This is a genomic window from Pseudoclavibacter sp. Z016, assembly GCF_002931215.1.
Lineage (GTDB): Bacteria > Actinomycetota > Actinomycetes > Actinomycetales > Microbacteriaceae > Pseudoclavibacter.
Genome location: NZ_PSTU01000011.1, coordinates 265,001 through 291,374 on the forward strand (window position 1 = coordinate 265,001; position 26,374 = coordinate 291,374).

The following is a 26,374-nucleotide window of genomic DNA, read 5'->3' on the forward strand; positions in this document are numbered from 1 at the left end:
ACGCCAGAGGGGGAGGACCACCGTGTCACCGAAAGTGTCCAGGCGCAGGGCAGGCCTCGTCATCATCCTGGTGACCGCGGTGCTCGTCGCCTTCGGAGTGCGTCTCATCGACGTGCAGCTGGTCTCCGCGTCGACCATCAACGCCGACGCCGAATCGAAGCGCGGCGTCTCCAGCACCATCTTCAGCGAGCGCGGCTCGATCATCGACCGCAACGGCGAGATCCTCGCCGACTCCGCCGACCGATTCGACCTGACGGTCGCCCCAGCGAATGTCGCAGAGTTCGATCGCACGGGCGACGACGGCAAGACCGCCACGGTCTCCAGGGACCAGGCGCTCGGCGAGATCGCAGCCATCACCGGGCAGCAGCAGGCCGAGCTCATCGGCGTCATCGACGGGGCGCTTGCCATCGACCCCGACAGCAACTTCGCGTACCTCAGCCGGGGGCTCGAGCTCGCCGCGTATCAGAAGGTGCGCGCGCTCGAGATCCCATGGATCTACCCGAAGCGGGAAGCGGCGCGCGTCTACCCCAACGGGCAGGTGGCCGGGAACCTCACCGGCTTCCTCGGCGCCGACGGCGAGCCCCTTGCGGGACTCGAGCTGTCGGAGAACAAGTGCCTCGCGGGCGTCGACGGCGAGGAGACCTACGAGCGAAGCGCGGACAACGTGCGCATCCCCGGCACCGAGGTCACGCTGACCGAGGCCAAGCAGGGTGGCACGCTCAAGCTCACGGTCGACGCCGACCTGCAGTACTACGCACTCCAGGTTCTCGCGCAGCAGGTCACGGCGATGGGTGGCCAATGGGGGCACATCATCGTCCAGGAGGTCGGCACCGGCAAGATCCTCGCCGCGGCGGACTTCCCGTCCGTCGACCCCAACGACCCCGGCGCCACGGCGACGGAGGACCGCGGCTCGCGCGCCTTCACAGCACCGTACGAGCCCGGCTCGACGATGAAGGCACTCACCGCAGCGATGGTCTTCGACAAGGGCCTCTCCACGCCCGCTGAGCAGTTCACGGTGCCCGGCCGCTTCGAGCAGACCGACGTCAGCTTCGGCGACGACTGGGCGCACGGCGACGAACGCTGGACCGCTGCTGGCATCATGACGCGCTCCTCCAACATCGGCATCGCCTTGATGGGGCAGCGATTGAGCGCGGGCGAGCGCTACGACTACATGCTCGACTTCGGCCTGAACGCCGACACCGAGGCCGACTTCCTCGGAGAGGAGGCCGGAACGGTCCGCCCGTACGACGAGTGGGACCCGCAGACCAACTACGCCACGATGTTCGGCCAGGGCCTGCAGGTCACGGCCCCGCAGATGGCGAGCGCCTACCAGACCATCGCCAACGGCGGTCAGCGGCTTCCCGTCCAGCTCGTCGAGGGCTGCGAGACCGAGGACGGCTTCGTGCCGAGCGAACCCGGTGAGCCGCGCCAGGTCGTCTCCGCGCAGGCCGCAACCGACACGCTGACGCTGCTCGAGGCCACGGCGCAGAGCGGGAGCCTCGCGAACGAGGTGGCGATCCCCGGCTACCGTGTCGGCATCAAGACGGGCACCGCCGAGGTCTCTGACGGGCAGGGCCAGTACGTCGACGGCAGCTTCATGACCTCGATGGCGGGAGTCGCTCCGATCGACGACCCCAAGTACGTCGTGACGGTCTCGATCATGAACCCAACTACGATGAGGGGCAGCGCCGCCACCGCGCCAGCATGGCACGATGTCATGGCCTACGTCCTCCAATCCAACCGGGTGGCACCATCGCCGAGCCCGTGGCCGACGATCCCGACCACGTTCTGATCCGCACTACTGCACAGGAAGTCATGCCCGCAGCAAGCATTCGTCCATCCCACCCAGTGCCGCGCTCGCTCTCCGAGCTGTGCGCGCACTTCGGACTCGACGCCCCAGAAGGCGTCGACCAGGTCGAGGTGACCGGCGTCTCCATCTCATCACTGGACGTCGAAGCCGGAGACCTGTACGTGGGGCTCCCCGGTGCTCGCGTGCACGGAGCCAGCTACGCCGCGAACGCGGCCGAGGCCGGCGCCGTCGCTGTCCTCACCGACGCCGCCGGGGCCGAGCTGGCCAGCGACCTCGGAGTACCGGTCCTCGTGACCGAGGAGCCGCGTCTCGCGCTCGGCGACGTCTCCGCGTGGATCTACCGCACCGACCCGGACCAGCCGAAGCTCTTCGGCGTCACGGGAACCAACGGGAAGACGTCCGTCGTCTACATCCTCGACGGCCTCCTGCTGCAGCTGGGGGTCGTCACCGGCCTCACCACGACGGTCGAGCGCCGCATCGGCGAAGAGCGCATCGAGGCGAGCCTGACGACGCCAGAAGCCAGCGAGCTGCACGCGCTGCTCGCCCGCATGCGCGAGGTCGGCGTCCACGCGGCCAGCATCGAGGTCTCCGCGCAGGCCATCACGAGGCACCGGGTCGACGGCATCGAGTTCGACGTCGTCGGCTTCATCAACCTCTCGCACGACCACCTCGACGACTACGTCGACTTCGACGCCTACTTCGGCGAGAAGCTCAAGCTCTTCACGCCGGAGCGCGCTCGACGCGGCGTCGTGTCGCTCGACTCCGAGTGGGGCGCGCGCGTCGTCGAGGACTCCCGCATCCCCGTCACGACCATCTCCTCCAAGCCCGGGACCGACGCCGACTGGAACCTGGTCGTCACCGACTCCAGCGGAGGCAGCACGAGCTTCACGCTCACGAGCCCAGATGACCGGGTCCTGCACACGAGCATCCCGATGCCCGGCTGGTTCTCTGCGGCTAACGCGGGACTCGCGATCGCGATGCTCGTCGAGTCCGGCTACGACCTCGGCGAGATCGCCGAGGTGCTCGAGCGTGACGGCGGCATCGACGCCTTCGTGCCTGGGCGCCTCGAACTGGTCTCCGGTGAGCGAGGCCCTCGCCTGTACGTCGACTACGGGCACACCCCGGACGCGTTCGAGCAGACGCTCGGCGCGCTTCGCGCGATGACGACGGGACGCCTCTTCATGGTCTTCGGTGCCGACGGCGACCGCGACCGGACGAAGCGGCCCGAGATGGCGCGAGTCGCCGCCGCAGGCAGCGACGTCGTCATCATCACCGACTACAACCCCCGCACCGAGGACCCGGACGAGATCCGACGCGTCCTCGTCGAGAGCGCCAGGTCGAGCCACCCCGAACGCGAGCTCTACGAGATCGCCGACGCGAGCCTCGGTCTGCGCAAGGCGGTTTCGCTTGCGGGCGCAGAGGACACTATCCTCGTTGCCGGTCCGGGCCACGAGAGCTACACCGAGGTCGCGGGCAAGAAGATCCAGTATTCGGCACGAGAAGAGGCCAGAGCGGCGCTCAGGGAAGCAGGGTGGTGAGCGGATGATCGAACTCCGACTTCGCGAGATCGCAGAGATCACCGGGGGAGAAGCCCGACCGGCGGCAGGCGACACCCTCGAGAGCGTCTTCTCCGGGACCGTCGACACCGACTCTCGGCTCATCCGAACCGGCGATATCTTCGTCGCCAAGCCGGGCGAGTTCACCGACGGACACCTCTTCGCGCCGAAGGCGGTCGAGAACGGAGCCGCTCTCCTGCTCGTCGAGCGCATCCTCGACCTCCCCGTCACCCAGGTCGTCGTCGATGACGCCGTCCTCGCGCTCGGGCGTCTCGCCACAGCGGTCGTGACCCGTGTCAAGGCCCGCGGCGAGCTCACGACGATCGCCGTGACCGGATCCAACGGCAAGACGACGACCAAGAACCTCCTCCGCGAGATCTTCTCGGCTCGAGGGGAGACCGTCGCCCCCGTCGCCAGCTTCAACAACGAGGTCGGAGCCCCGCTCACCTTCCTCAAGCTGACCGAGGGCACGCAGACCCTCATCGCCGAGATGGGTGCGAGCGCACCCGGCGAGATCAGCCGGCTCATCGCGATGGCCAAGCCCGACGTCGGGATCGTGCTCACGGTCGGCCTCGCCCACGCCGGCGAGTTCGGCGGCATCGAGGTGACGCTGACCTCGAAGACCGAGATGGTGCAGGGCCTCGTCGCCGGCGACACCGCCGTGCTGAACGCCGACGACGGCCGGGTCGCCTCGATGGCCGACAAGACCGAGGCCGACGTCCTCTGGTTCGGCAGGGGAGCTCGAGCGGATGTGCGTGCGAGCGACGTCTCGACGAGCCTCGCCGGCACCCAGTTCACCTTGCACCTGCCCGGAGAGGACGCCGTCCTGGTGCGCTTCGGGGTCATCGGGGAGCATCACGTCACCAACGCGCTCGCCGCGGCAGCCGCAGCCCACACGCAGGGAGTTCCGGCGACCGAGATCCGCGACGCGCTCGAGCGCGTCACCCGCGCTGAACAGTGGCGCATGGAGCTCCAGCACTCTGGCCAGGTCAACCTGATCAACGACGCGTACAACGCGAGCCCGGACTCCATGGCCGCTGCGCTGAAGACCATCGCGCAGATCGCGCCGACGGGGTCGCGCACGGTCGCGGTGCTCGGCGCCATGAGCGAGCTCGGCGACGCGTCGATCGAGGAGCACGACCGCCTCGGACTCCTCGCGGTCCGCCTCGGCATCGATCAGCTCATCGTCGTCGGCCGTGACGCGCGCGCGCTCCACCTCGGCGCCATCGCCCAGGGTTCCTGGGACGGCGAGTCCATCTTCGTCGAGTCCATGGACGAGGCCTACGAGCTCCTCGTGCGGGAGACCCGCCCTGGTGACCTCGTGCTCGTCAAGTCTTCGAACTCAGCGGGCCTCCGACACCTTGGGGACCGTTTCGCCGAGCACCTCAGGGGGCACTTCGCGTGATAGCGATCCTTATTGCCGGGGGCGTCGGGCTGGCGTTCACGCTCTTCATGACGCCGCTCTTCATCCGGCTCTTCCATCGCCTCGAGTGGGGTCAGTTCATCCGAGAGGACGGGCCCCAGGCCCACCACTCGAAGCGGGGCACCGCGACGATGGGCGGCATCGTCTTCATCGTGGGGTCGGTGCTCGCGTACTTCGCGGCGACGCTCGCGACGGGCGACCAGGTCACGGCCGCGGGACTCCTCATCCTCGGCATGATGGTCGGCCTCGGCGTCATCGGCTTCATCGACGATTTCCTCAAGGTGCGCAAGCAGCAGTCGCTCGGCCTCGGCGGATGGTCGAAGATCGTCGGCCAGGTCGTCGTCGCCGGGCTCTTCGCGGTGGTCGGCCTCCAGTTCCGCAACAACGACGGCGTGCCGGTCATCTCCACGCACATCTCGTTCATCCGCGACCTGCCCATCGACTTCATGGCGCTCGGCGCCGTCGCGGGAACGATCGCGCTCATCATCTGGATCGTCGTCATCACGACGAGCACATCGAACGCCGTCAACGTGACGGACGGCCTCGACGGCCTCGCCACGGGGGCCTCGATCATCTCGATCGGCTCGTACGGCATCATCGCCTACTGGCAGTTCAACCAGGCCTGCGGGACCGAGCGTCTCGCGGAGTCGCTCGAGTCGGCGTGCTACACGGCGTACGCGCCCCTCGACGTCGCGATCGTCGCGGCCGGCATCGCGGGAGCCCTCATCGGCTTCCTCTGGTGGAACACCTCGCCTGCGCAGATCTTCATGGGCGACACCGGCTCGCTCGGCTTGGGTGGTGCCATCGCCGCCTTCGCCATCATCACCCGGACCGAGCTGCTCCTCGTCCTCATCGGCGGGCTGTTCGTCATGACGACCGGATCCGTCATCGTGCAGCGCATCTACTTCAAGCTCACCAAGGGGAAGCGCATCTTCCTCATGAGCCCGATCCACCACCACTTCGAGTTGAAGGGCTGGGCTGAGACGACGGTGGTCGTCAGGTTCTGGATCATCGCGGGGCTGTGCGCCGCGCTCGGCATCGGCCTCTTCTACGCGGAGTGGGGGGTCACGACGTGACCCGCGACATCGAGGCGCTGCGAAGCTGGCACGACGACTGGAACGGCGTCGCCGTCGCAGTGCTCGGACTCGGCAAGACCGGGTTCTCGGTCGCCGACACCCTCACCGAACTCGGTGCGAGGCCGCACGTCATCGCCCAGTCCCACGACGAGGAGCGCGAGCGCATCCTCGACGTCCTCGACGTCCCCGTCACGATCGCCGAGAGCGACGACGTCGCGGTCGAGGCGCTGCGGGGCCTCGGCGCCGACCTCGTGGTCGCGTCTCCCGGCTTCGCGCCGAGCCACCCGCTCATCGCGGCGGCTGAAGCGCTCGGCGTTCCGCTCTGGGGGGACGTGGAGCTCGCCTGGCGGCTTCGCGACAAGTTCGGGGAGGCGGCGCCGTGGCTCGCCGTCACCGGCACGAACGGCAAGACGACGACCACCCAGCTCGCAGCGCACATGGGGCTCGCCGCTGGCATCCGCACCGCGCCGTGCGGCAACATCGGCGTGCCGGTCCTCGACGTGCTCAGGGACCCGGCAGAGTTCCAGCTGCTCGTCGTCGAGCTCTCGAGCTTCCAGCTGCACTCGCTGCACTCGATGTCGGCGCACGCGGCCGTCGTCCTCAACATCGCGGACGATCATCTCGACTGGCACGGCGGAGCCGAGGCCTATCGAGCAGCGAAGGGGCGCGTCTACGAGCGTGCCCAGATCGCCTGCGTCTACAACAAGGGCGACGAGGCCACGCTGGATCTCGTCGAGGCGGCCGACGTCATCGAGGGATGCCGTGCGATCGGCTTCGGCACGGATGTGCCCGGCCCCAGCGACTTCGGTGTCGTCGACGGCATCCTCGTCGACCGCGCGTTCCTCGATGATCGAGCGCGCACCGCGCTCGAGCTGACGACGCTGGATGAGCTGCGCCTGCGCGGGCTCTCCTCGAAGCACCTCGTCGAGGACGTGCTGGCGGCCGCCGCTCTCGTCCGCGCGGTCGGTGTTCCCGTCTCCGCCATCTCGGCTGCGCTCTCGACGTTCTCCGTCGACCGGCACCGCCACGAGGTCCTCGCCGAGCGCTCTGGCGTCCTGTGGGTCGATGATTCCAAGGCCACGAACGTGCACGCGGCCGATGCCTCCCTGGCCGCTCACCGCAGCGTCGTCTGGCTGGTCGGAGGGCTCCTGAAGGGCGTCGACATCGCACCCCTCGTCGCGAAGCATGCAGGGCGGCTGCGGGGTGCCGTCGTGCTCGGAGCCTCGCGCTCCGAGGTCGTCGACGCGTTCGCGCAACACGCGCCCCAGGTCACCTTCATCGAGATCGACGTGAGCGAAACTGACTCCATCATGAGTCGTGCCGTGGCGGAAGCCGCTCGGCTCGCGCAGGACGGGGACACCGTGCTGCTCGCACCGGCGGCCGCCTCCATGGATCAGTTCGTGAGTTACAGCGACCGTGGTCAGCGATTCGCGCTGGCCGTCGCGTCGCATCTTGAAGGGGGCCTGCATGCCGAGACAGAAGGCTCCCCGGACCGCACCCCCGAGTAGTCCAGGCGGCCCGAGCGCGCGTACCGCGCCCGCCCGCAAGAGCTCCTCGACCGCCGTCGTCGTCTCCCTCGGCAAGCGCATCCGCGGCGTCAACAGGAACTTCGTGCTCCTGCTGTCCATCACGCTGTTCCTCGTCGCCTTCGGCATCGTCATGGTGCTCTCGAGCTCCTCGGTCGAGGAGTTCGCGGGAGGGAACGCGGTCTCGTCACGGTTCGTGAGCCAGGCGACGTTCGCGGCGCTCGGCATCCCGCTCATGCTCTTCGCATCCCGGATGCCCCTCAGCTTCTGGAAGAGGTCGGCGTGGGCCGCGCTCGCCGTCGCCATCATCCTCCAGGCGCTCGTCTTCACGCCCATCGGCGTGGACATCAACGGCAACCGGGCCTGGATCAACCTCGGCTTCACGACGATGCAGCCGGCGGAGGTCGTCAAGGTCGCCCTTGTGCTCTGGCTCGGTCTCATCATCGGCCGCAAGCAGGGCAAGCTCCATATCGGCAAGGAGGTCGCGGTCCCGATCGTGCCCGTCCTGCTCCTCTGCTTCGGGATCATGCTCCTGAGCAAGGACCTCGGCACCATCATCGTGGTCGGGGCGCTTGTGCTCGGCGCGCTGTACTTCGGGGGAGTTGCAACCAGATACCTCCTGCTGGCTCTCGCCGTCGCCGTGGCCGGGGCGGTGCTGATGTCGGTCTTCAGCGACAACCGCATGGCCCGCATCACCAACTTCTTCGGCGGCGACGTCGACTACGAGTCGTGGGGGTGGCAGAGCGCCCACGGCCTCTATGCGCTGGCCGCCGGTGGCCTCTTCGGCTCCGGCCTCGGGAACTCGAAGGCCAAGTGGTCGTGGCTGCCTGAGGCCGACAACGACTTCATCTTCGCGATCATCGGCGAAGAGCTGGGGCTCGTCGGCGCGATCGTGGTGATCGGGCTCTTCGTCCTGCTCGCCGTCGTGCTCGTGCGCATCTACCACGAGGCGAGCGACTGGACCGCGAAGACGATCGTCGGCGGAGTGCTGACCTGGATCGTCTTCCAGGCCTTCGTGAATATCGCGGTGGTCATCGGCTTCCTCCCCGTGCTCGGCGTGCCGCTCCCGCTCGTCTCCTCCGGTGGTTCCGCGCTCATCACGACACTCTTCGCGATTGGCATAGTCTTGTCGATCGCCCGCAACCCGAAGAGATCGGAGTCACGCACGTGACCAACTACCTGCTCGCCGGAGGCGGCACGGCCGGCCACGTCAACCCACTCCTCGCAGTCGCAGATGCGCTGCGCGCCCGTGACCCGGAATCCAAGATCTTCGTCCTCGGCACGAAGGAAGGGCTCGAAGCGCGCCTCGTGCCAGCCCGCGGATACGAGCTCTTGACCATCCCGAAGCTGCCGTTCCCGCGGCGCCCGAACGCGCAGGTGCTCACGTTCCTGCCGCGGCTTCGCGAGACCGTCTCCTCCGTCCGGCGCATGCTCGTCGAGCACGACATCGATGCGGTCGCAGGGTTCGGCGGCTACGCGGCCGCTCCCGCCTACCTGGCCGCCCGGGGACGAGTGCCGATCGTCGTGCACGAGGCGAACGCGCTCCCCGGCATGGCGAACAAGCTCGGCGCGCGCTGGGCGAAGCGGGTCGGCGTGGCTTTCGACGGCACCCCGCTCCGTGGGGCCGTGACCGTCGGCATGCCCCTGCGCGCCGAGATCGAGCACCTCGATCGTGCGGTGAAGCGGAGCGAGGCCGTCGAATTCTTCGGACTCGACCCGGCACGCCGCACCCTCCTCGTCACCGGCGGCTCGCTCGGTGCGAGGCGCGTCAACGAGACGGTGAGGGCCGTGGTCCCCGAGCTGATCGCGGAGGGGTGGCAGGTCCTTCACCTCGTCGGCGGGCTATCCAAGTTCGAGCACGACGAGCTCGACGGCTACCACGTCCTCGAGTACTGCGACCGAATGGATCTGGCCTTCGCGGCCGCCGACCTGGTCGTCGCCCGCGCTGGCGCCTCGACGGTCAGCGAACTGGGCGTCGTCGGACTCCCAGCCGTCTACGTGCCGTACCCCGCGGCCACGGGTGATCACCAGACGATCAACATCCGCTCGGTGCTCGCTGCCGGCGGCGCCCTCCGCGTGAGCGACGGCGACTTCTCCCCGGAGTGGGCGTCGAAAGAGCTCCTCGCGCTCGCTCGCGACGACGAGCGCCGCGCTCGCATGGAGGCCGCGACCCTCGCGTCCGCGCAGCGGGACGGCGCTGCTCGCGTCGTCACGCTCCTCGACGAGGCGCTGCGGAGCCCTCAGGGGCGCTAGATTTCCCACCTCGGTCAGGCGGAGTACCCTCGACCATCGACGTGGCATACGCCGCGCAGCTCGAAGACCGAGCGAACCCAGGAGCAGAGATGATCAATCCAGACGCCACCGCGCAGATCCCCGATGAGATCGGCGCGGTGCACTTCATCGGCATCGGCGGCTCTGGCATGAGCGGCATTGCACGCATGATGCTCGACCGTGGCCTCACCGTCTCCGGCAGCGATCGCACCGAGAACTACGCGACCAGGGAGCTTCGCGAACGCGGAGCCCGGGTGGAGATCGGGCACGCCGCCGAGCACCTCGGCGACGCCGACACCATCGTCGTGACGAGCGCCCTCTGGCCAGACAACCCGGAGCTCGTCCTGGCGAAGCAGCGCGGACTCAACGTCCTGCACCGCTCGCAGGCACTCGTCTGGCTGACGCGCGGAAGCCGTCTCGTCTCGGTCGCAGGCGCACACGGGAAGACCACGTCGACCGGCATGGTCGTCACGGCGTTGGACGCGCTCGATGCCTCCCCGAGCTTCGTGAACGGCGGCATCATCTCGGCGCTCGGCACGAGCTCCGCGGTGGGCTCCGGTGAGGCGTTCGTCGTCGAGGCGGACGAGTCCGACGGGTCCTTCCTGTTCTACGACACGGCGATCGCGCTCATCACGAACGTCGACAACGACCACCTCGACCATTACGGCACCGTCGAGGCCTTCGAGGCCGCGTTCGTCCAGTTCGCAGACGCCGCCACCGAGGCCGTCGTCATCTCGAGCGACGACCCGCTCGCCGTCGAGCTGACCGGGAAGCTCTCCCACGACCGCATCCTGACCTTCGGCCAGGCTCCGTCGGCCGACGCGCGCGTCTCCGACATCGCGTCCGAGGGCGGGGAGACCCGGTTCACCGTCACCTGGCAGGGCGTCGACTACCCGGCGCTCCTGCACGTGCCCGGCGTCCACAACGCGCTGAACGCGACCGGCGCGTTCGTCGTCCTCGTGCAGCTCGGCTTCGAGCCTGCCGCCGTCCTCGACGCGCTCTCGGAGTTCGGAGGCACCAAGCGCCGTTTCGAGCTGCACGGCACGGTGAACGGTGTCAGCGTCTACGACGACTACGCCCACCACCCGGCCGAAGTCGAGGCAGCGCTCTCCGCGGCTCGCACCGTCGTCGGCTCCGGCCGCCTCATCGCCGTCCACCAGCCCCACCTCTACTCGCGCACGCTGGCGATGAGCGACGTGTTCGCCGAGGTCTACGAGCGCCTCGCCGACGAGACCGTCGTGCTCGACGTGTGCGGAGCTCGGGAGGACCCGATCGAGGGCGTCACCGGGGCCCTGGTGGAGAACGCCTTCGTCGACCAGAGCAAGGTCGCCTATCGCCCCGACTGGCAGGATGCTGCCGACACTGTGGCGCAGATCTCCCGCGACGGCGACTTCGTGATCACCTTCGGCTGCGGCGACGTCAACCTCATCGTGCCCCAGCTCCTCGACGCGCTCGGCGCGAAGGAGCAAGGCCAGTCGTGAGCGTGCTCGGCGACGAGGCGCGCCGATTCACCTGGCGCGCGCGACGGCGTCGTCGCATCCTGCTCTGGATCGCGGCGGCCCTCGCCGCCCTCGTGGCGTTCGTGGCGGTCGCCGTCTACAGCCCCATCATGTCCGTGCGGGAGATCGTCGTGTCCGGCGCCGAGCGCGTCGACAAGGCGCAGGTCGACGCATCCCTCGCCGATCTCAACGGCCAGCCGCTCGCCCTCGTCACGAACGAGGACGTCGAGAGCCGGTTGCAGTCCTACGTGCTGGTGCAGAGCTACTCGATTCGAGTCGAGCCGCCGAGCAGGCTCGTCGTGACGATCGTCGAGCGCTCCCCGATCGGTACCGTCCAGGTGCCGGCAGGCTACGACGTCATGGACGCAGCGGGAGTCGTGCTGTGGACGCAGCCGGAACCCGCCGCCGACATCCCCACCCTCGAGCTCGACGGGCAGGGAGTCGGCTCCGAGGCGTTCGCGTCGGCAGCCGCGGTGTCGCTCGCGCTGCCCGTCGAGTTCCGCTCCGGAGTGGCTGCGGTCACGGCCAAGAGCATCGACGACGTCCGCCTCACGATGCGAAGCGGCGCGGAGGTCGTCTGGGGGAGCGCCGAGGAGTCCGACCGCAAGGCCGAGGTGCTCGCGGCTCTCGTCGCGGCGACAGCCGAGCAGTCCATCTCGAGCTACGACGTGTCGAGTCCGGAGACACCCGTCACCCGCTGATGCGAGCCCGCGGTGGCGGTCACGGGGAAACCTTCAAGTGGGGGTTGAAGCGACTCGCGGTCATTCGCCGCGCAAAACGCAACACACCTGCGGACTGCACGGATCGTGCGGGCTTCGCGACCTAGCGTCGAAGCAAGCAATCAGGAAACCGCATATCTCTGAGCTTCAAGTAGAGGTTGAAGCTCTCGGGCTTCTCGCCGAGGTGTGCACTCCGTACTTCATCCACACCACACGCCAACGAGGGGCCGGACACGTGTCGAACACCAACAACTACCTCGCCGTCATCAAGGTCGTCGGCATCGGCGGCGGCGGCGTCAATGCAGTCAACCGCATGATCGAGCTCGGCCTCCGTGGCGTCGAGTTCATCGCGATCAACACCGATGCTCAGGCGCTGCTCATGAGCGACGCCGACGTCAAGCTGGACGTTGGCCGCGAGCTCACCCGTGGGCTCGGAGCGGGAGCCGACCCAGAGGTCGGACGCCGTGCCGCCGAGGACCACGCCGAGGAGATCGAGCAGGCGCTCGCCGGCGCCGACATGGTCTTCGTGACCGCGGGAGAAGGCGGAGGCACCGGAACGGGTGGCGCTCCGGTCGTCGCCCGCATCGCCAAGTCGATCGGCGCCCTCACGATCGGTGTCGTCACGAAGCCCTTCAGCTTCGAGGGCCGACGCCGCATGCAGCAGGCCGAGCAGGGCGTCGCGACCCTGAAGGAAGAGGTCGACACCCTCATCGTCGTGCCCAACGACCGTCTCCTGGAGATCAGCGACCGCGGAATCTCGATGATCGAGGCGTTCTCCACGGCAGACCAGGTGCTGCTCGCCGGTGTGCAGGGCATCACCGACCTCATCACGACTCCTGGCCTCATCAACCTCGACTTCGCCGACGTGAAGTCGGTCATGCAGGGTGCCGGCTCCGCCCTCATGGGCATCGGCTCCTCCCGAGGCGCGGACCGTGCCATCAAGGCCGCAGAGCTCGCCGTGGCCTCACCTCTGCTCGAGGCGAGCATCGAGGGTGCCCACGGCGTCCTGCTGTCGATCCAGGGTGGCTCCAACCTCGGCATCTTCGAGATCAACGACGCCGCCAAGCTCGTGCAGGAGGCCGTCCACCAGGAGGCCAACATCATCTTCGGTGCCGTCATCGACGACACCCTCGGCGATGAGGTGCGCGTGACGGTCATCGCCGCAGGCTTCGCCGGTGGCGAGCCCAAGACGATCCAGGAGCAGCAGGCGGCCCCGGCGGTCGCCGCGGCTCCCGTGCAGCAGGCGAATACCGGAGCGATCGGGCTCGGCGCTGCTGCTGCCGCAGTCGCATCGGCCCCCGCGGCGCCCATCGAACGGGAGCCCGTCCAGGCCCCGGTCCCCGTAGCGCAGGCCCCGTCCTGGTCGACGGCTGAGGCTCCCACGATCGCTCCGCGCCGCGAGCCAGAGGCGGCGTACGACGACGCCGAGGACATCCTCGACGTCCCGGACTTCCTCAAGTAGGGCGCACATGCCAGAGCACGCAGTGGAGGCGCTCGGCCAGGGTCATTCGACGCTGGCCGAGCGCCTCTCGGCGATCCAGGCGGCCATCGGCGAGAGCTGCAGTGCCGCGGGCCGGGACGTCGCCGAGGTCACCCTCATCCCGGTCACCAAGTTCCACGGTCCAGAGCTCGTGGCCCAGCTCGTCGACCTCGGACTGCGCCGCTTCGCGGAGAGCAGGCATCCGGAGGCGAGAGACAAGGCCGAGGCGCTCGCCGGCCGCGCCGAGCTCGAGTGGCACTTCGTCGGTCAGATCCAGACGAAGAAGGCCAGGCAGATCGCCCAGTACGCGGATGCCGTGCACTCGATCGACCGCGCGGGCCTCGTCGACGCCCTGTCGACGATCGAGCGCGAGCGGCCGCTGCCCGTCTTCGTGCAGGTCAACATGACGCCAGACGCCACCCGGGGTGGCGTCCAGCCCGACGAGCTCGACGCGCTCGTCGAGCACGTGCTCCGCACTCCGACCCTCGAGCTGCAGGGCCTCATGTGCGTCGCCCCGCTGGGGGAGGAGCCGCGCGCATCCTTCGGCGACCTCAGGGAGCTGGGCCAGCGCATCCAGGCGCTTGCGCCAGCTGCCACCGCACTCTCGATGGGCATGTCGAACGATTTCAGGGAAGCCATCGAAAACGGTGCGACACACCTAAGGATCGGCGCGGCAATCACGGGAAAGCGCCCCGACCGGACGTAGCGTGGACGCACGCCGAACACACGGAGGAGCACAATGGCCAACCCGCTGCGCAATGCCATGGTCTACCTGGGCCTTGCTGACGAAGACGAGCAGAATCTGCACGACGAGACGCCCCAGGCGCAGCAGCAGCAGAGGCAGTCGCCCACGGCGGCCCCCTCGCCGCAGCTCTCCCCGGTGGTCACCGAGCGCCCCAAGCCGGCGCCAGTGACTCCGATCACCAAAGCTCCCAAGCACACTTCGACCCCGGCGATGGCGGAAATGAACGAGATCCTCACGGTCCACCCGAAGGCCTACAACAAAGACGCGCAGGTCATCGCCGAGAACTTCCGCGATGGCGTCCCGGTCATCATGAACCTCTCGGAGATGGACGAGGCTGAAGCCCGTCGCCTCATCGACTTCGCGAGCGGACTTTCTCAGGGCCTGTATGGCAAGATCGAGCGCGTGACGAGCCGGGTCTTCCTGCTCTCTCCGCAGCACATCGCCGTCCACGGCGAGTCGAGCAAGCTCGAGGCGGAGAAGGAAGCCTCGTTCTTCCAGTAGCCCCATCCAGTCAGGCTCTGCCGCCAGGCGGACCGGCCCGCATTCGCGCGAACGGTGAGACGGTGCATCCAGTGGGTGCACCGTCGCCGTGTCTGCGCGACAACATCTCAGGAAACGAATGAACATCCTCGGCGCGATCCTCGGCTTCATCATCGGCCTCTACATCATGGTGATGTGGGGGCGGCTGATCCTCGACTACGCGCGCATGTTCGCCCCGCGCTGGAAGCCGAAGGGCTTCGTCCTCGTGCTCTGCGAAGGCGTGTACTCGCTGACCGACCCGCCCCTCCGTGCGGTTCGGAAGGTCGTCCCGCCGCTCCGCATCGGCAACATCGCGCTCGACCTCGCCTGGATCATCGTGATGTTCGCCCTCGTCATCACGTCGAATCTCGTCCGTCTCCTCTGAGCGCGGCTGCCGTCCGGTCCCGGTTCTGCCCCGTGGATGGCCGGAATCGGCGTATTCCACGAGGTCAATGCCGACTTTCCCGGCAGAATGTGACGCGCGGGACCCAAGTGCCGTAATGTGACCTATGTGCTGTGCAGCACAGCAACGTTCTGCGCGCACACCTGTGCAACGCTAGTGTTGTCAAGTCAGACCCAGTGTCTTGAAGCAAGATCCAATGTCTTGAAGTCAGGCCCAGAGTCTTGAAGTAAAACTCAGTGTCTATACCAGATACAGACCAATCGCAGAGAGAGTCGAAAGGTGGCCGACATGGCACTCACTCCTGAGGACGTCATCAACAAACGCTTCCAGCAGACCAAGTTCCGCGAGGGGTACGACCAAGATGAGGTCGACGACTTCCTCGACGAGGTCGTTGCAGAGATGCGCCGCCTCGTGGGGGAGAACGAGCAGCTTCGTCAGCAGCTCGAAGAGGCACAGGCCCGCGCCGATCACGCGCCGGCCGCAGCCGCTCCCGCCCCGGTCGAGGAGCCCAGCGTCGAGGTCGAGGCAGCGCCCGAGCCCGAGCCGGAGCCCATCGCTCCGCTCGCTCAGCCCGCAGCTCCCGCACCCGTCGTCGCGCAGGGCGAAGACGAGGCCGAGACGAGCAGCTCGCTCATCGCGCTCGCCCGTCGCCTCCACGACGAGCACGTCGAAGAGGGAACCCGCAAGCGCGACGAGATCATCGCAACGGGCGAGACCCGTGCACGAGAGATCGTCGCCGAGTCCGAGACCCGCGCCCGTCAGATCGAGGGCGACAGCGAGAAGCGTGCCCGCGAGATCACGGCCGAGTCCGAGGGTCGTGCCCGCACGATCGTCACCGAGGCCGAGGCCAAGGAACGCGAGACCCTCGGTCGCCTCGAGGAGACCAAGACGAAGCTCGAGGCTCGCATCGAGGAACTCCGCATCTTCGAGCGCGAGTACCGCAACAACCTGCGCTCCTACATCGAGGGACAGCTCAACGACCTGAACCGTCAGGCCAGCGACGTCCTCGAAGGCTCCGCACCAGCGGGCCAGTAGCAACCGGAACGTGGAGGACACACCTCTGCAGACCACCGAACGGCGATCGCGACCGAGCATCCGCATTCTTGCGATGCTCGCCGCGGTCGCCGTCGGCGCGTTTGCGCTCGACCAGATCAGCAAGGCCGCCGTCGTCGGATCGATGACCGAGGGCCAGACCATCGAAGTGCTCGGGGGATTCCTCCAATGGCATTTCGTCAGGAACCCCGGCGCGGCCTTCTCCTTCGCCGCAGGCTCGACGTGGATCTTCACGGGCGTCTCGACCATCATGGTGATCGTCATCGTCGTCGTGGCCAGGAAGCTGGGTTCGAAGCTGTGGGCCGCCGTCTTCGGGCTCGTGCTCGGCGGGGCGCTCGGCAACCTCTGGGACCGGCTCTTCCGCGAGCCGGGCTTCGGTGTCGGTCACGTCATCGACTTCATCTACACGCCCTGGATGCTGCCGGCGATCTACAACGTCGCGGACATGTGCATCGTCGTGGGGATGTCGGCGTTCGTGCTGCTCACCCTGTTCGACATCGGATTCGACGGCAAGCGCCGACCAAAGGCGAAGAAGGACGCGTGATGCAATCCAGGACGATCCCGATCCCAGACGGCCTCGAGGGGGCCCGCGTCGACGCGGGAGTCTCGAAGCTGCTCGGGCTCAGCAGGACGCAGGTGGCCGACATCGCCGCAGCCGGCGGCATCACGATCGACGGCAAGCAGGTCGGCAAGTCCGACCGGATGATGGCGGGTTCCGTCATCTCCGTCGAATGGCAGCAGGCTGGGCCGGTCGAAGTCGTGCCCATCGCGGTGCCCGACCTCAAGATCGTGCACGATGAGGACGACTTCGTCGTGATCGACAAGCCCGTCGGCGTGGCAGCCCATCCATCGATCGGATGGGATGGGCCGACGGTCCTTGGTGCGCTCGCAGCGGCGGGCTTCACGATCTCGACGTCCGGGCAATCCGAGCGCCAGGGCATCGTGCATCGCCTCGACGCGGGAACCAGCGGACTCATGGTCGTCGCGAAGAGCGAGCTGGCATACGCGCAGCTCAAGAAGGCCTTCCACGACCGCGAGGTCGACAAGGTCTACCACGCGGTCGTCCAGGGCCACCCTGATCCCCTCTCCGGAACGATCGATGCCCCCATCGGGCGCCACCCCGGTTCCTCGTGGAAGTTCGCCGTGACGAGCGAGGGCAAGCCCTCCGTCACCCACTACGAGACCACGGAGGCGTTCCGTCGTGGAGCCCTCCTCGAGGTGCACCTCGAGACGGGGCGCACACATCAGATCCGCGTGCACATGGCGGCACAGCGCCATCCCTGCATCGGCGACCCGCTCTACGGATCCGACCCGATCCTCGCCGCGAAGCTCGGCCTCAAGCGCCAGTGGCTGCACGCGAAGGAGCTCGGGTTCGCGCACCCCAGAACAGGTGAGCCCGTGCGGTTCACGACCGAGTACCCCGACGATCTGGCGCACTCGCTCGAGGTGCTGCGCGAGGGCGAGCTGTAGTCCACAGGCACGCTCGCGGACCCGCTCCGGCGATCTAAGATGGGTGCGCCGATCCACCCTTCTTCCCGGAGAGACATTGCCTTCAGCAGACTCGTTCGCCCACCTCCACGTCCACAGCGAGTACTCGATGCTCGACGGTGCAGCCCGGATCGGCGAGCTCATGAAGGCCGCTGTCGAGCAGGGCATGCCCGCGGTGGCGATGACCGACCACGGCAACGTGTTCGGCGCCTACGAGTTCGCGAAGGCAGCCAAGGAGCACGGCATCAAGCCGATCATCGGCACGGAGGCCTATCTGACGCCGGGGACGCACCGCGGCGACCGGACTCGGGTGAAGTGGGGCAACGGCGGGGGAGACGACGTCTCCGGTTCCGGTGCCTACACGCACATCACGATGCTCAGCGAGACGACGCAGGGCATGCACAACCTCTTCCGGCTCTCGAGCCGCGCGTCCATGGAGGGGTACTACTTCAAGCCGCGCATGGACCGCGAGCTGCTCAACACGTACTCGAAGGGCCTCATCGCGACGACCGGATGCCCCTCCGGCGAGGTGCAGACGAGGCTGCGGCTCGGGCAGTACAACGAAGCTCGCGCCGCCGCCGCGGAGTTCCGAGACATCTTCGGCGCGGAGAACTACTTCTGCGAGATCATGGACCACGGCATCGACATCGAGCGCCGCGTCATGCCCGACCTGCTCAAGCTCGCGAAGGACCTCGGCCTTCCGCTGGTCGCGACGAACGACCTCCACTACACGCACTCGCACGATGCCGACAGCCACTCTGCGCTCCTCTGCGTCCAGTCCGGGTCGACCATGGACGACCCGAACCGCTTCCAGTTCTCCGGCACGGGGTACTACCTCAAGTCGGCCGCCGAGATGCGCGCCATCTTCCGCGACCACCCTGAAGCGTGCGACAACACGCTGCTCATCGCCGAGCGCTGCTCCGCGGAGTTCGACGAGAGCGCCAACTACATGCCGCGCTTCCCCGTGCCAGAGGGAGAGACGGAGAGCAGCTGGTTCATCAAGGAGGTCGACACCGGCCTCGGCAAGCGCTACCCGGGTGGGATCCCGAGCGACGTGCGCAAGCAGGCCGACTACGAGATCGGCGTCATCAACCAGATGGGCTTCCCCGGCTACTTCCTCGTCGTCGCCGACTTCATCAACTGGGCGAAGGACAACGGCATCCGCGTCGGCCCCGGCCGTGGATCCGGTGCTGGGTCCATGGCCGCCTACGCGATGGGCATCACCGACCTCGACCCGCTGCGCCACGGCCTCATCTTCGAGCGCTTCCTCAACCCCGACCGCGTCTCCATGCCCGACTTCGACGTCGACTTCGATGATCGCCGCAGGTCCGAGGTCATCAAGTACGTCACCGAGAAGTACGGCTCGGAGCGCGTCGCGCAGATCGTGACGTACGGCACCATCAAGGCGAAGCAGGCCCTGAAGGACGCGTCGCGCGTGCTCGGCTACCCGTTCTCCATGGGCGACCAGCTCACGAAGGCGATGCCGGCGGCCGTCATGGGCAAGGACATCCCGCTCAGCGGCATCTTCGACAAGGAGCACAAGCGCTACTCGGAGGCTTCCGAGATGCGCGCCTTCATCGAGAGCAACCCGGACGCGAAGAAGGTCTTCGACACGGCGAGTGGCCTCGAGAACCTCAAGCGCCAGTGGGGCGTGCACGCGGCTGGCGTGATCATGTCGAGCGATCCGCTGATCGACATCATCCCGATCATGAAGCGGGAGCAGGACGGCCAGATCGTCACGCAGTTCGACTACCCGGCGAGCGAGTCCCTCGGTCTGATCAAGATGGACTTCCTCGGCCTGCGCAACCTCACGATCGTGAGCGACGCGCTGGTCAACATCAAGGCGAACCGCGACATCGACCTCGTTCTGGAAGATCTCGAACTCGACGACGTCGGCGCCTACGAGCTGCTGACCCGCGGAGACACGCTCGGCGTGTTCCAGCTCGACGGTGGCCCGATGCGATCGCTCCTGCGTCTGCTCAAGCCCGACAACTTCGAGGACATCTCGGCCGTCATCGCGCTGTACCGCCCGGGCCCCATGGGCGCGAACTCGCACATCAACTACGCGCTGCGCAAGAACGGCGAGCAGGAGATCACGCCGATCCACCCGCAGCTCGAGGAGCCCCTCAAGGAGATCCTCTCCACCAGCTACGGCCTGATCATCTATCAGGAGCAGGTCATGGCCATCGCGCAGAAGGTCGCGGGGTTCTCCCTCGGCCAGGCAGACATCCTGCGTCGAGCGATGGGCAAGAAGAAGAAGTCGGAGCTGGACAAGCAGTTCGCTGGCTTCCAGGGCGGCATGCACGCGAACGGCTTCTCCGACGAAGCGGTCAAGATGCTCTGGGACATCCTGCTGCCCTTCTCCGACTACGCCTTCAACAAGGCGCACTCCGCGGCCTACGGCGTGGTCTCCTATTGGACCGCCTACCTCAAGGCGCACTACCCGGCTGAGTACATGGCCGCCCTCCTCACCAGCGTCGGCGACTCCCGCGACAAGCTCGCGATGTACCTCAACGAATGCCGCCGCATGGGCATCACCGTGCTCGCACCGGACGTCAACGAGTCCTTCGTCAACTTCTCGGCGGTCGGCGAGGACATCCGCTTCGGCCTCGGCGCCGTCCGCAACGTGGGCGCGAACGTGGTCGAGGAGATCCAGAAGGCCAGGGAGTCGAAGACGGCATTCACGTCCTTCCACGACTTCCTGAAGAAGGTGCCGACGACGGTGGCGAACAAGCGCACCGTCGAGTCGCTCATCAAGGCGGGCGCGTTCGACTCGCTCGGCAACACCCGCCGCGCGCTCGTCGAGGTCCACGAGAACGCCATCGACGTCGCGGTCTCGCGGAAGCGGAACGAGGCGCACGGCCAGGTCGACCTGTTCGCAGGACTCGACGAGTTCGAGGCGGAGGAGGACGACGTTCCCGTCCGCCCCGAGTTCAACCGCAGAGACAAGCTCGCCTTCGAGCGCGACATGCTCGGGCTCTATGTGTCCGACCATCCGCTCGCGGGTCTCGAGCGCGACCTCGCGAAGCTCGCGACGACGAGCATCCTCGACCTCACGCAGGCCGAGAACCTGGAAGACGGCTCCCAGGTGACGATCGCTGGCCTCATCACGAGTGTGCAGCACCGGGTCGCCCGCAACTCGGGCAACCCATACGGCATGATCGAGGTCGAGGACTTCGGCGGCACCATGACCGTGATGTTCATGGGCAAGACCTACCAGGAGTTCCAGACGCAGCTCCAGGGCGACGTGATCGTGGCCGTCAAGGGCCGTGTCTCGAAGAGAGACGACGGCATGAACCTCCACGCGCAGGGTCTGACCCTGCCGAAGATCTCCGCGGCCGAGGACGCCGGCACCCTGACGCTCACGATCCCGGACACGCGCGCCACCGAGCCCGTCGTGGATGCGCTCGGCAAGGTGCTGCGGCGGCACTCGGGCGAGAGCGAGGTGCGGCTCAGGCTGCGAACTCCCGGTGTCATCCGCCGCTTCGAGCTGCCGCACCGCGTGCGCATCACGCAGGACCTCTACGGGGAGCTCAAGGCGCTCCTCGGGCCGAGCTGCCTGGAGTAGCGCCCACCTCGGCCGTTGCTGTCGCGACGGCACTCCCTCCTGCCTGACTACGATGGAGAAACCATGATGCAACTCATCGATCTGCGTGGTTCTGCGCTCAGCGCCTCCGAGCTTCGGAACATCCTCCCTCGTGCCGAGCTCGACGTGACGCGCGCCCTCGGCACCGCAGCGGAGCTCATCTCCGCGGTCCGTGACGAGGGCGGCGCCGCCCTCCGGGAGCAGGCCCTTCGACTCGACGGCGTCGAGCCACCCCATCTGCGGGTACCTCAGGAGGCCATCGACGAAGCGACGGCTGGCCTCGACCCTCGGGTTCGCGCTGGCCTGGAAGCCATGATCGAGCGGGTTCGAGCCGGATCCGCGGCCCAGGTCCCCGCGCCGCGTGTGACGACGCTCGGCGACGGCGCCATCGTCGAGCTCCGCTGGCACCCCGTCGCCCGAGTGGGCCTGTACGTGCCAGGCGGCAAGGCCGTGTATCCGTCGAGCGTCGTCATGAACGTCTGCGCGGCCGCGGCCGCCGGGGTGAGATCCATCGCCATCGCGTCGCCGCCTCAGCGCGAATTCGGCGGGAGCGTCCACCCGACGATCCTCGGTGCGGCTGGCCTGCTCGGCATCACGGAGGTCTACGCCATGGGCGGGGCCGGCGCGATCGGTGCGCTGGCACACGGCGTCCCGGACATCGGCCTCGAGCCCGTCGAGGTCATCACGGGCCCTGGCAACGTCTACGTGGCGGCTGCGAAGCGCATCGTGCAGTCGTTCGTGGGCATCGACTCCGAGGCCGGACCCACCGAGATCCTCGTGCTCGCGGACGACTCGGCGGATCCCGACCACGTCGCCGCCGACCTCGTCAGCCAGGCCGAGCACGACGAACTCGCCTCGGCCCTCCTCGTCACGCCGGACCCCGAGTGGGCCGAACGAGTGCTCGAGCGTGTCGCCGCCAGAGCCGCGTCCACGAAGCACGCCGAACGGGTCCGCACCTCGCTCGGCGGACGCCAGTCCGCGCTCATCCTCGTCGACGACCTCGCCGCGGGGGCCGTGGTCTCGAACGCGTACGCACCCGAGCACCTCGAAGTGCAGACCCGTGAGCCGGAGGCCGTGCTCGCGACGCTCCACAACGCCGGTGCGATCTTCATGGGGGCGAACTCGCCCGTGAGCCTCGGCGACTACCTCGCTGGGTCGAACCACGTGCTCCCGACGGGAGGGCAGGCCGCCCACACGCCCGGCCTCGGGGCACACACGTTCCTGCGGCCGCAGCAGGTCATCCGCTATGACCGAGAGGCCCTGCGGACGGTGAGCGGCCACGTCGTGGCGCTCGCCGAAGCTGAGGACCTGCCCGCGCACGGCGAAGCAGTGACGGCGAGGTTCAGCTGATGCATTGCCCATTCTGCCGGCACCCCGACTCGAGGGTCATCGACTCGCGGACCAGCGACGACGGCTTCGCGATCCGTCGCAGGCGGCAGTGCCCCGAATGCGGTCGCCGTTTCTCGACGACCGAGACGGCGAGCCTCGCGGTGATCAAGCGCAATGGCGTCGTCGAGTCCTTCTCGAGAGACAAGGTTGTCGCCGGCGTGCGCAAGGCATGCCAGGGGAGGCCTGTCACCGACACCGATCTCGCTCTGCTGGCCCAGCGGGTCGAGGAGAGCATCAGGTCGACGGGGGCATCCCAGATCGAGGCCAACGACATCGGGCTCGCGATCCTGCCACCGCTGCGCGAGCTCGACGATGTCGCGTACCTGAGGTTCGCGAGCGTCTACCAGGGCTTCGCTAGCCTCGATGACTTCCGAGCCGCCATCGAGCAGATGCACGAGGACGGCATCAGGGCGCAGTACGCCACGGAGTCTGCCGACGGCGAGCCCACCATCGAGGAAGAGGTCAGATGAACGCCGCGTACCGCCTGCTCTTCACCCACGTGCTGTCGAAGATGGACACGGAGCGTGCCCACGCCCTCGCGTCGGGCGTCATCAGGACTCTCGGGCGTCGCATCCCGGCCAGGGTGACGTCGACGTTCACGGCCCCCGGCGAGTCGCTGGCGGTCGAGACGATGGGACTTCGCTTCGCATCGCCGTTCGGTCTCGCAGCAGGATTCGACAAGGACGCGGAAGACATCGACGGGCTTGCGGCCCTCGGTTTCGGGCACGTCGAGGTCGGCACGGTCACGCCGCGCCCACAGCCGGGGAATCCCGGCCCACGCCTCTTCAGGCTCGTCGCAGATGGCGCGCTCATCAACCGCATGGGCTTCAACAACCGGGGCGCCGAGCTCGCGGCGGCGAACATCGCGGCTCGCCGAAACCGCACCGTCATCGTCGGCGTCAACATCGGCAAGAACAAGACCACCGAAGCAGAGGATGCGCACCTCGACTACGCCGCAGCCGCATCGGCGGTGAAGGACGTCGCCGACTACCTGGTCGTCAACGTCTCATCGCCGAACACGCCGGGCCTGCGCAGCCTGCAGTCGCTCGAGTCCCTCACGCCCATCCTGCGGGCAGCCCGTGAGGCTGCGCCAGACGTGCCGCTGCTGGTCAAGATCGCACCAGACCTCACGGACGGCGAGATCCGCGAAGTGACGCAGCTGGCCATCGACGAGGGGCTCGCTGGCGTCATCGCCGCGAACACGACGATCTCGAGGTCGGGGCTGCGCACATCCTCGCGGGTCGTCGAGGCGTTCGGCGCAGGAGGCCTCTCTGGACGCCCGCTCACGGAACGCTCCTTCGAGGTGCTGCGCACCGTCAAAGAGACGGCGGGGGACCGCCTCTGCATCATCTCCGTCGGAGGTGTCGCCGACGCCGCCGAAGTGCAGCGGCGTCTCGACGCCGGCGCGACGCTCGTGCAGGGGTACACGGAGTTCCTCTATGCCGGCCCCGGCTGGGCAGCCAGCATCAACAGGGGGCTCGCGCGCCTGAGGCGCTGAGCCCGGGCCTCGCTGCTCGCAGATCGTGCCGTCTTCGCGATTCTCAGGCAGCTGACACCTGCTGGGCCCCGAGCAGGTCTAGATTGTGAAACAGCGAAGGCCCGAGCGGAATACCGTTCGGGCCTTCGAGTTTTTTGCGGTGTCGAGTTCCTGTGGTTTCTGAGTCCTGCAGACGAGCAGGCCCGTCCCGGCGAGGGCTACTTGCCCGTGAACTCGATCTTCGCGCCGCGCTTGACCTGCGACTTCGGCATGCGCATGACGCGAAGCTGCAGGCTCCGGGCGATCGTGCCGATCATGATGCCCTTCTCGACCTTGTCCTTGCCGACGACCGCGGCGATGCGTCGCTTGATGATGTTCGCGATCATGACGGCCTCGAGCACGCAGACGGCGAGGAAGGCCCAGATGAAGCTCATGGCCCAGATGCCGACGGACTGGCTCGGGATGAAGGTGGCGAAGATGACGAGGAACATCATCGGGAGCAGGAGCTCACCGATCGAGTACCGCGCATCGATGTAGTTGCGCATGAAGCGCTTCTGCGGGCCGCGCTCGGTGGGACGGAGGTAGCGGTCGTCGCCCTTGGCGAGCCCCTCACGTGCCTTGGCCTGCTCGATGCGCACCTTCGCCTGCATCTCGCGCTTGGCCTGTTTGCGGTCTTCGGGGACGAGGGGACGCAGGTTCTGCGCCTCGCGCTCGCGCCTCGTGGGGGTCGGCTGCTGCTTCTTGGCCGGACTCTTCGCGGGAAGCGACACTGTCTCGGCGCTCTTGGACTCGTGCTTCGACATGATGCCTCTCAAGAACTCTGGGTGATTTAGCCTAACCGCTATGACACTCTCCGATGCCCCACTCGATGCACATGACCAGGAACAGGCCCTCCTCCGAGCTGTGGAGGACCGCTTTCCGACCACGATCGCGCGGCTCGCCGGGCTCGTCCGCATTCCATCGGTGTCCTGGGATGCGTTCGACCGAGTCCACGTGCGACGCAGTGCCGAGCGCACCGCCGAGCTGCTCCGCGAGACGGGGGTGTTCGAATCCGTGGACATCGACGGCGTCGAGACCGCCGACGGTTATGCAGGGCAGCCCGCGGTGATCGCAACGCGGGCGGCGGAGCCCGGCCAGCCGACGGTTCTCCTCTACGCGCACCACGACGTGCAGCCGCAGGGCAGCGCCGACGACTGGCGGACCCCGCCGTTCGAGCCCACGCTGCGGGACGGCCGCCTCTACGGCCGTGGCGCAAGCGACGACAAGGCAGGGGTCATGGCCCACATCGCGGCTGTCGAGGCGCTCAGCGCGGCGACAGCCGGCCGACCCAAGATCGGCATCTCGGTGTTCATCGAGGGCGAGGAGGAGAACGGCTCGCGGAGCTTCGCCGACTTCCTCGAGAAGCACAAGGCGGCCCTCGGCGCTGACGCCATCATCGTCGCGGACAGCGACAACCCGTCCACGAGCATCCCCGGCCTGACCGTCTCGCTGCGCGGCAACGTGACGATGAAGGTGACCGTGAGAACGCTCGGCCACGCCTCGCACTCCGGCATGCTGGGGGGAGCGGTGCCGGATGCGATGCTCGCGACCGTCCGGCTCCTCGACTCCCTCTGGGACGAGCGCGGAGCCGTCGCGGTCACCGGGCTCGGCTCGCGTGCCGACGGACCCTCCGGGGGCGATGAGTCCGACGTGCGCCGTGACGCGGAACTGCTCGAGGGCGTCACCACGATCGGCACCGGCACGGTCCACGACCGGCTCTGGAACCAGCCAGCGATCACGATCACGGGCATCGACGCGCCGAGCGTCGACGAGGCCTCGAACACGCTCCTCCCAGCGGTCTCGGTGCGCCTGTCCGCCCGCATCGCGCCTGGGGACGACGCCTCGCGCGCGTTTGAGGCCATCGAGCGCCACCTTCGCGAGCATGCGCCGTTCGGGGCGCACATCGAGATCACCCAGCCGGACCTGGGGCAGCCGTTCCTCGTCGACACGGCCGGACCAGCCGTCGGTCTCATGAAGACCGCGATGGAAGACGGATGGGGCGCCCAGCCGGAGGAGACGGGCATCGGGGGATCGATTCCCTTCATCGCGGCGCTCGCCGAGGTGTACCCGGAGGCGGAGATCCTGGTGACCGGAGTCGAGGATCCGGCGACGATGGCACACAGCCCGAACGAGTCGCAGGACCTCGGGGTGCTCCGCCGGGCGATCTCGGCTGAGGCGCTGTTCCTGCACCGCTTCGCGCGCCCTGACGCGGACATCCGGTGATGCGATTCGTGCGTGGGAGGAATATCCTTGGCTCACACGCCGTTATCGACGTGAAGAGCGCGGGAGCACGTCGTCCCGCCGAGCAGCACGAG

At 67.9% G+C, this 26,374-nt stretch carries 22 protein-coding genes; 21 read left to right on the forward strand and 1 reads right to left on the reverse strand.

Going from position 1 to position 26,374, the window contains the following annotated elements; all coding sequences use genetic code 11:
* Nucleotides 1-22 precede the first annotated feature (22 nt).
* The 20 genes from C5B99_RS07415 to C5B99_RS07510 all read left to right on the forward strand — a co-directional run bounded on the left by C5B99_RS07415 (nt 23) and on the right by C5B99_RS07510 (nt 24,041).
* Entirely contained in the window at nt 23-1,792 is a 1,770-nt protein-coding gene (locus C5B99_RS07415) for a penicillin-binding protein 2 (RefSeq protein ID WP_104241134.1), read from the forward strand.
* Between the two features lie 23 nt (nt 1,793-1,815).
* Nucleotides 1,816-3,348 (forward strand): Mur ligase family protein, encoded by a 1,533-nt coding sequence (locus C5B99_RS07420; protein ID WP_104241135.1) that lies wholly within the window; start codon nt 1,816-1,818, stop codon nt 3,346-3,348.
* Between the two features lie 4 nt (nt 3,349-3,352).
* Nucleotides 3,353-4,771 (forward strand): UDP-N-acetylmuramoyl-tripeptide--D-alanyl-D-alanine ligase, encoded by a 1,419-nt coding sequence (gene murF, locus C5B99_RS07425; RefSeq protein ID WP_104241136.1) that lies wholly within the window; start codon nt 3,353-3,355, stop codon nt 4,769-4,771.
* Complete coding sequence (gene mraY, locus C5B99_RS07430) at nt 4,768-5,865, forward strand: phospho-N-acetylmuramoyl-pentapeptide-transferase (protein WP_104241137.1); 1,098 nt, start codon at nt 4,768-4,770, stop codon at nt 5,863-5,865. Before murF ends, mraY begins: the two co-directional genes overlap by 4 nt.
* Entirely contained in the window at nt 5,862-7,373 is a 1,512-nt protein-coding gene (gene murD / locus C5B99_RS07435) for a UDP-N-acetylmuramoyl-L-alanine--D-glutamate ligase (protein WP_104241138.1), read from the forward strand. Before mraY ends, murD begins: the two co-directional genes overlap by 4 nt.
* The gene (gene ftsW / locus C5B99_RS07440) at nt 7,333-8,562 is read left to right on the forward strand and encodes a putative lipid II flippase FtsW (protein ID WP_104241139.1); all 1,230 of its coding nucleotides are present in this window, start codon (nt 7,333-7,335) and stop codon (nt 8,560-8,562) included. Before murD ends, ftsW begins: the two co-directional genes overlap by 41 nt.
* A complete protein-coding gene (locus tag C5B99_RS07445; RefSeq protein ID WP_104241140.1) occupies nt 8,559-9,644 on the forward strand; it encodes a glycosyltransferase in 1,086 nt (361 codons plus the stop codon). Before ftsW ends, C5B99_RS07445 begins: the two co-directional genes overlap by 4 nt.
* 89 nt (nt 9,645-9,733) lie before the next feature.
* Nucleotides 9,734-11,143, forward strand: a complete 1,410-nt coding sequence (gene murC / locus C5B99_RS07450; protein ID WP_104241141.1) for a UDP-N-acetylmuramate--L-alanine ligase — start codon at nt 9,734-9,736, stop codon at nt 11,141-11,143.
* On the forward strand, nt 11,140-11,862 hold the full coding sequence (locus C5B99_RS07455) for an FtsQ-type POTRA domain-containing protein (RefSeq protein ID WP_104241142.1): 723 nt from the start codon (nt 11,140-11,142) through the stop codon (nt 11,860-11,862). The genes murC and C5B99_RS07455 overlap by 4 nt, the downstream gene beginning before the upstream one ends.
* Nucleotides 11,863-12,115: 253 nt before the next feature.
* Nucleotides 12,116-13,342, forward strand: a complete 1,227-nt coding sequence (gene ftsZ, locus C5B99_RS07460; RefSeq protein WP_104241143.1) for a cell division protein FtsZ — start codon at nt 12,116-12,118, stop codon at nt 13,340-13,342.
* A 7-nt stretch (nt 13,343-13,349) separates the two neighbouring features.
* Entirely contained in the window at nt 13,350-14,066 is a 717-nt protein-coding gene (locus C5B99_RS07465) for a YggS family pyridoxal phosphate-dependent enzyme (protein WP_104241144.1), read from the forward strand.
* Between the two features lie 33 nt (nt 14,067-14,099).
* Nucleotides 14,100-14,606 carry a cell division protein SepF gene (locus C5B99_RS07470; protein WP_104241145.1) on the forward strand — a complete coding sequence of 169 codons (507 nt, stop codon included), beginning with the start codon at nt 14,100-14,102 and terminating at the stop codon, nt 14,604-14,606.
* A 118-nt stretch (nt 14,607-14,724) separates the two neighbouring features.
* Nucleotides 14,725-15,009: a YggT family protein gene (locus tag C5B99_RS07475; RefSeq protein WP_104241146.1), complete on the forward strand. Its 285-nt coding sequence runs from the start codon at nt 14,725-14,727 to the stop codon at nt 15,007-15,009.
* 306 nt (nt 15,010-15,315) lie between these two features.
* Nucleotides 15,316-16,062 carry a DivIVA domain-containing protein gene (locus C5B99_RS07480; protein WP_104241147.1) on the forward strand — a complete coding sequence of 249 codons (747 nt, stop codon included), beginning with the start codon at nt 15,316-15,318 and terminating at the stop codon, nt 16,060-16,062.
* Nucleotides 16,063-16,072: 10 nt separating this feature from the next.
* Nucleotides 16,073-16,624, forward strand: a complete 552-nt coding sequence (gene lspA, locus C5B99_RS07485; protein WP_258063115.1) for a signal peptidase II — start codon at nt 16,073-16,075, stop codon at nt 16,622-16,624.
* Nucleotides 16,624-17,550: an RluA family pseudouridine synthase gene (locus tag C5B99_RS07490; protein WP_104241148.1), complete on the forward strand. Its 927-nt coding sequence runs from the start codon at nt 16,624-16,626 to the stop codon at nt 17,548-17,550. Before lspA ends, C5B99_RS07490 begins: the two co-directional genes overlap by 1 nt.
* Before the next feature lie 76 nt (nt 17,551-17,626).
* Entirely contained in the window at nt 17,627-21,136 is a 3,510-nt protein-coding gene (gene dnaE / locus C5B99_RS07495; protein WP_104241149.1) for a DNA polymerase III subunit alpha, read from the forward strand.
* Between the two features lie 63 nt (nt 21,137-21,199).
* On the forward strand, nt 21,200-22,504 hold the full coding sequence (gene hisD, locus C5B99_RS07500; protein ID WP_104241150.1) for a histidinol dehydrogenase: 1,305 nt from the start codon (nt 21,200-21,202) through the stop codon (nt 22,502-22,504).
* Nucleotides 22,504-23,013 (forward strand): transcriptional regulator NrdR, encoded by a 510-nt coding sequence (nrdR, locus tag C5B99_RS07505; protein WP_104241151.1) that lies wholly within the window; start codon nt 22,504-22,506, stop codon nt 23,011-23,013. The genes hisD and nrdR overlap by 1 nt, the downstream gene beginning before the upstream one ends.
* Nucleotides 23,010-24,041 carry a quinone-dependent dihydroorotate dehydrogenase gene (locus C5B99_RS07510; protein WP_104241152.1) on the forward strand — a complete coding sequence of 344 codons (1,032 nt, stop codon included), beginning with the start codon at nt 23,010-23,012 and terminating at the stop codon, nt 24,039-24,041. The genes nrdR and C5B99_RS07510 overlap by 4 nt, the downstream gene beginning before the upstream one ends.
* A 197-nt stretch (nt 24,042-24,238) precedes the next feature.
* Here C5B99_RS07510 and C5B99_RS07515 read toward each other — a convergent pair whose 3' ends face one another.
* A complete protein-coding gene (locus C5B99_RS07515) occupies nt 24,239-24,823 on the reverse strand; it encodes a DUF3043 domain-containing protein (RefSeq protein WP_181059337.1) in 585 nt (194 codons plus the stop codon).
* Nucleotides 24,824-24,863: 40 nt separating this feature from the next.
* Here C5B99_RS07515 and C5B99_RS07520 point away from each other — a divergent pair, with 40 nt between their 5' ends.
* Complete coding sequence (locus C5B99_RS07520) at nt 24,864-26,282, forward strand: dipeptidase (RefSeq protein ID WP_104241154.1); 1,419 nt, start codon at nt 24,864-24,866, stop codon at nt 26,280-26,282.
* Nucleotides 26,283-26,374: the final 92 nt, after the last annotated feature.

Excerpts from the sequence above, each read along its gene's own strand:
- C5B99_RS07420 (WP_104241135.1), top strand. The coding sequence starts at position 1,816 with ATGCCCGCAGCAAGCATTCGTCCATCCCACCCAGTGCCGCGCTCGCTC.
- murF (WP_104241136.1), top strand. The coding sequence starts at position 3,353 with ATGATCGAACTCCGACTTCGCGAGATCGCAGAGATCACCGGGGGAGAA.
- ftsW (WP_104241139.1), top strand. The coding sequence starts at position 7,333 with ATGCCGAGACAGAAGGCTCCCCGGACCGCACCCCCGAGTAGTCCAGGC.
- murC (WP_104241141.1), top strand. The coding sequence starts at position 9,734 with ATGATCAATCCAGACGCCACCGCGCAGATCCCCGATGAGATCGGCGCG.
- C5B99_RS07465 (WP_104241144.1), top strand. The coding sequence starts at position 13,350 with ATGCCAGAGCACGCAGTGGAGGCGCTCGGCCAGGGTCATTCGACGCTG.
- C5B99_RS07470 (WP_104241145.1), top strand. The coding sequence starts at position 14,100 with ATGGCCAACCCGCTGCGCAATGCCATGGTCTACCTGGGCCTTGCTGAC.
- C5B99_RS07475 (WP_104241146.1), top strand. The coding sequence starts at position 14,725 with ATGAACATCCTCGGCGCGATCCTCGGCTTCATCATCGGCCTCTACATC.
- C5B99_RS07480 (WP_104241147.1), top strand. The coding sequence starts at position 15,316 with ATGGCACTCACTCCTGAGGACGTCATCAACAAACGCTTCCAGCAGACC.
- C5B99_RS07490 (WP_104241148.1), top strand. The coding sequence starts at position 16,624 with ATGCAATCCAGGACGATCCCGATCCCAGACGGCCTCGAGGGGGCCCGC.
- hisD (WP_104241150.1), top strand. The coding sequence starts at position 21,200 with ATGATGCAACTCATCGATCTGCGTGGTTCTGCGCTCAGCGCCTCCGAG.
- nrdR (WP_104241151.1), top strand. The coding sequence starts at position 22,504 with ATGCATTGCCCATTCTGCCGGCACCCCGACTCGAGGGTCATCGACTCG.
- C5B99_RS07510 (WP_104241152.1), top strand. The coding sequence starts at position 23,010 with ATGAACGCCGCGTACCGCCTGCTCTTCACCCACGTGCTGTCGAAGATG.
- C5B99_RS07515 (WP_181059337.1), bottom strand. The coding sequence starts at position 24,823 with ATGTCGAAGCACGAGTCCAAGAGCGCCGAGACAGTGTCGCTTCCCGCG.
- C5B99_RS07520 (WP_104241154.1), top strand. The coding sequence starts at position 24,864 with ATGACACTCTCCGATGCCCCACTCGATGCACATGACCAGGAACAGGCC.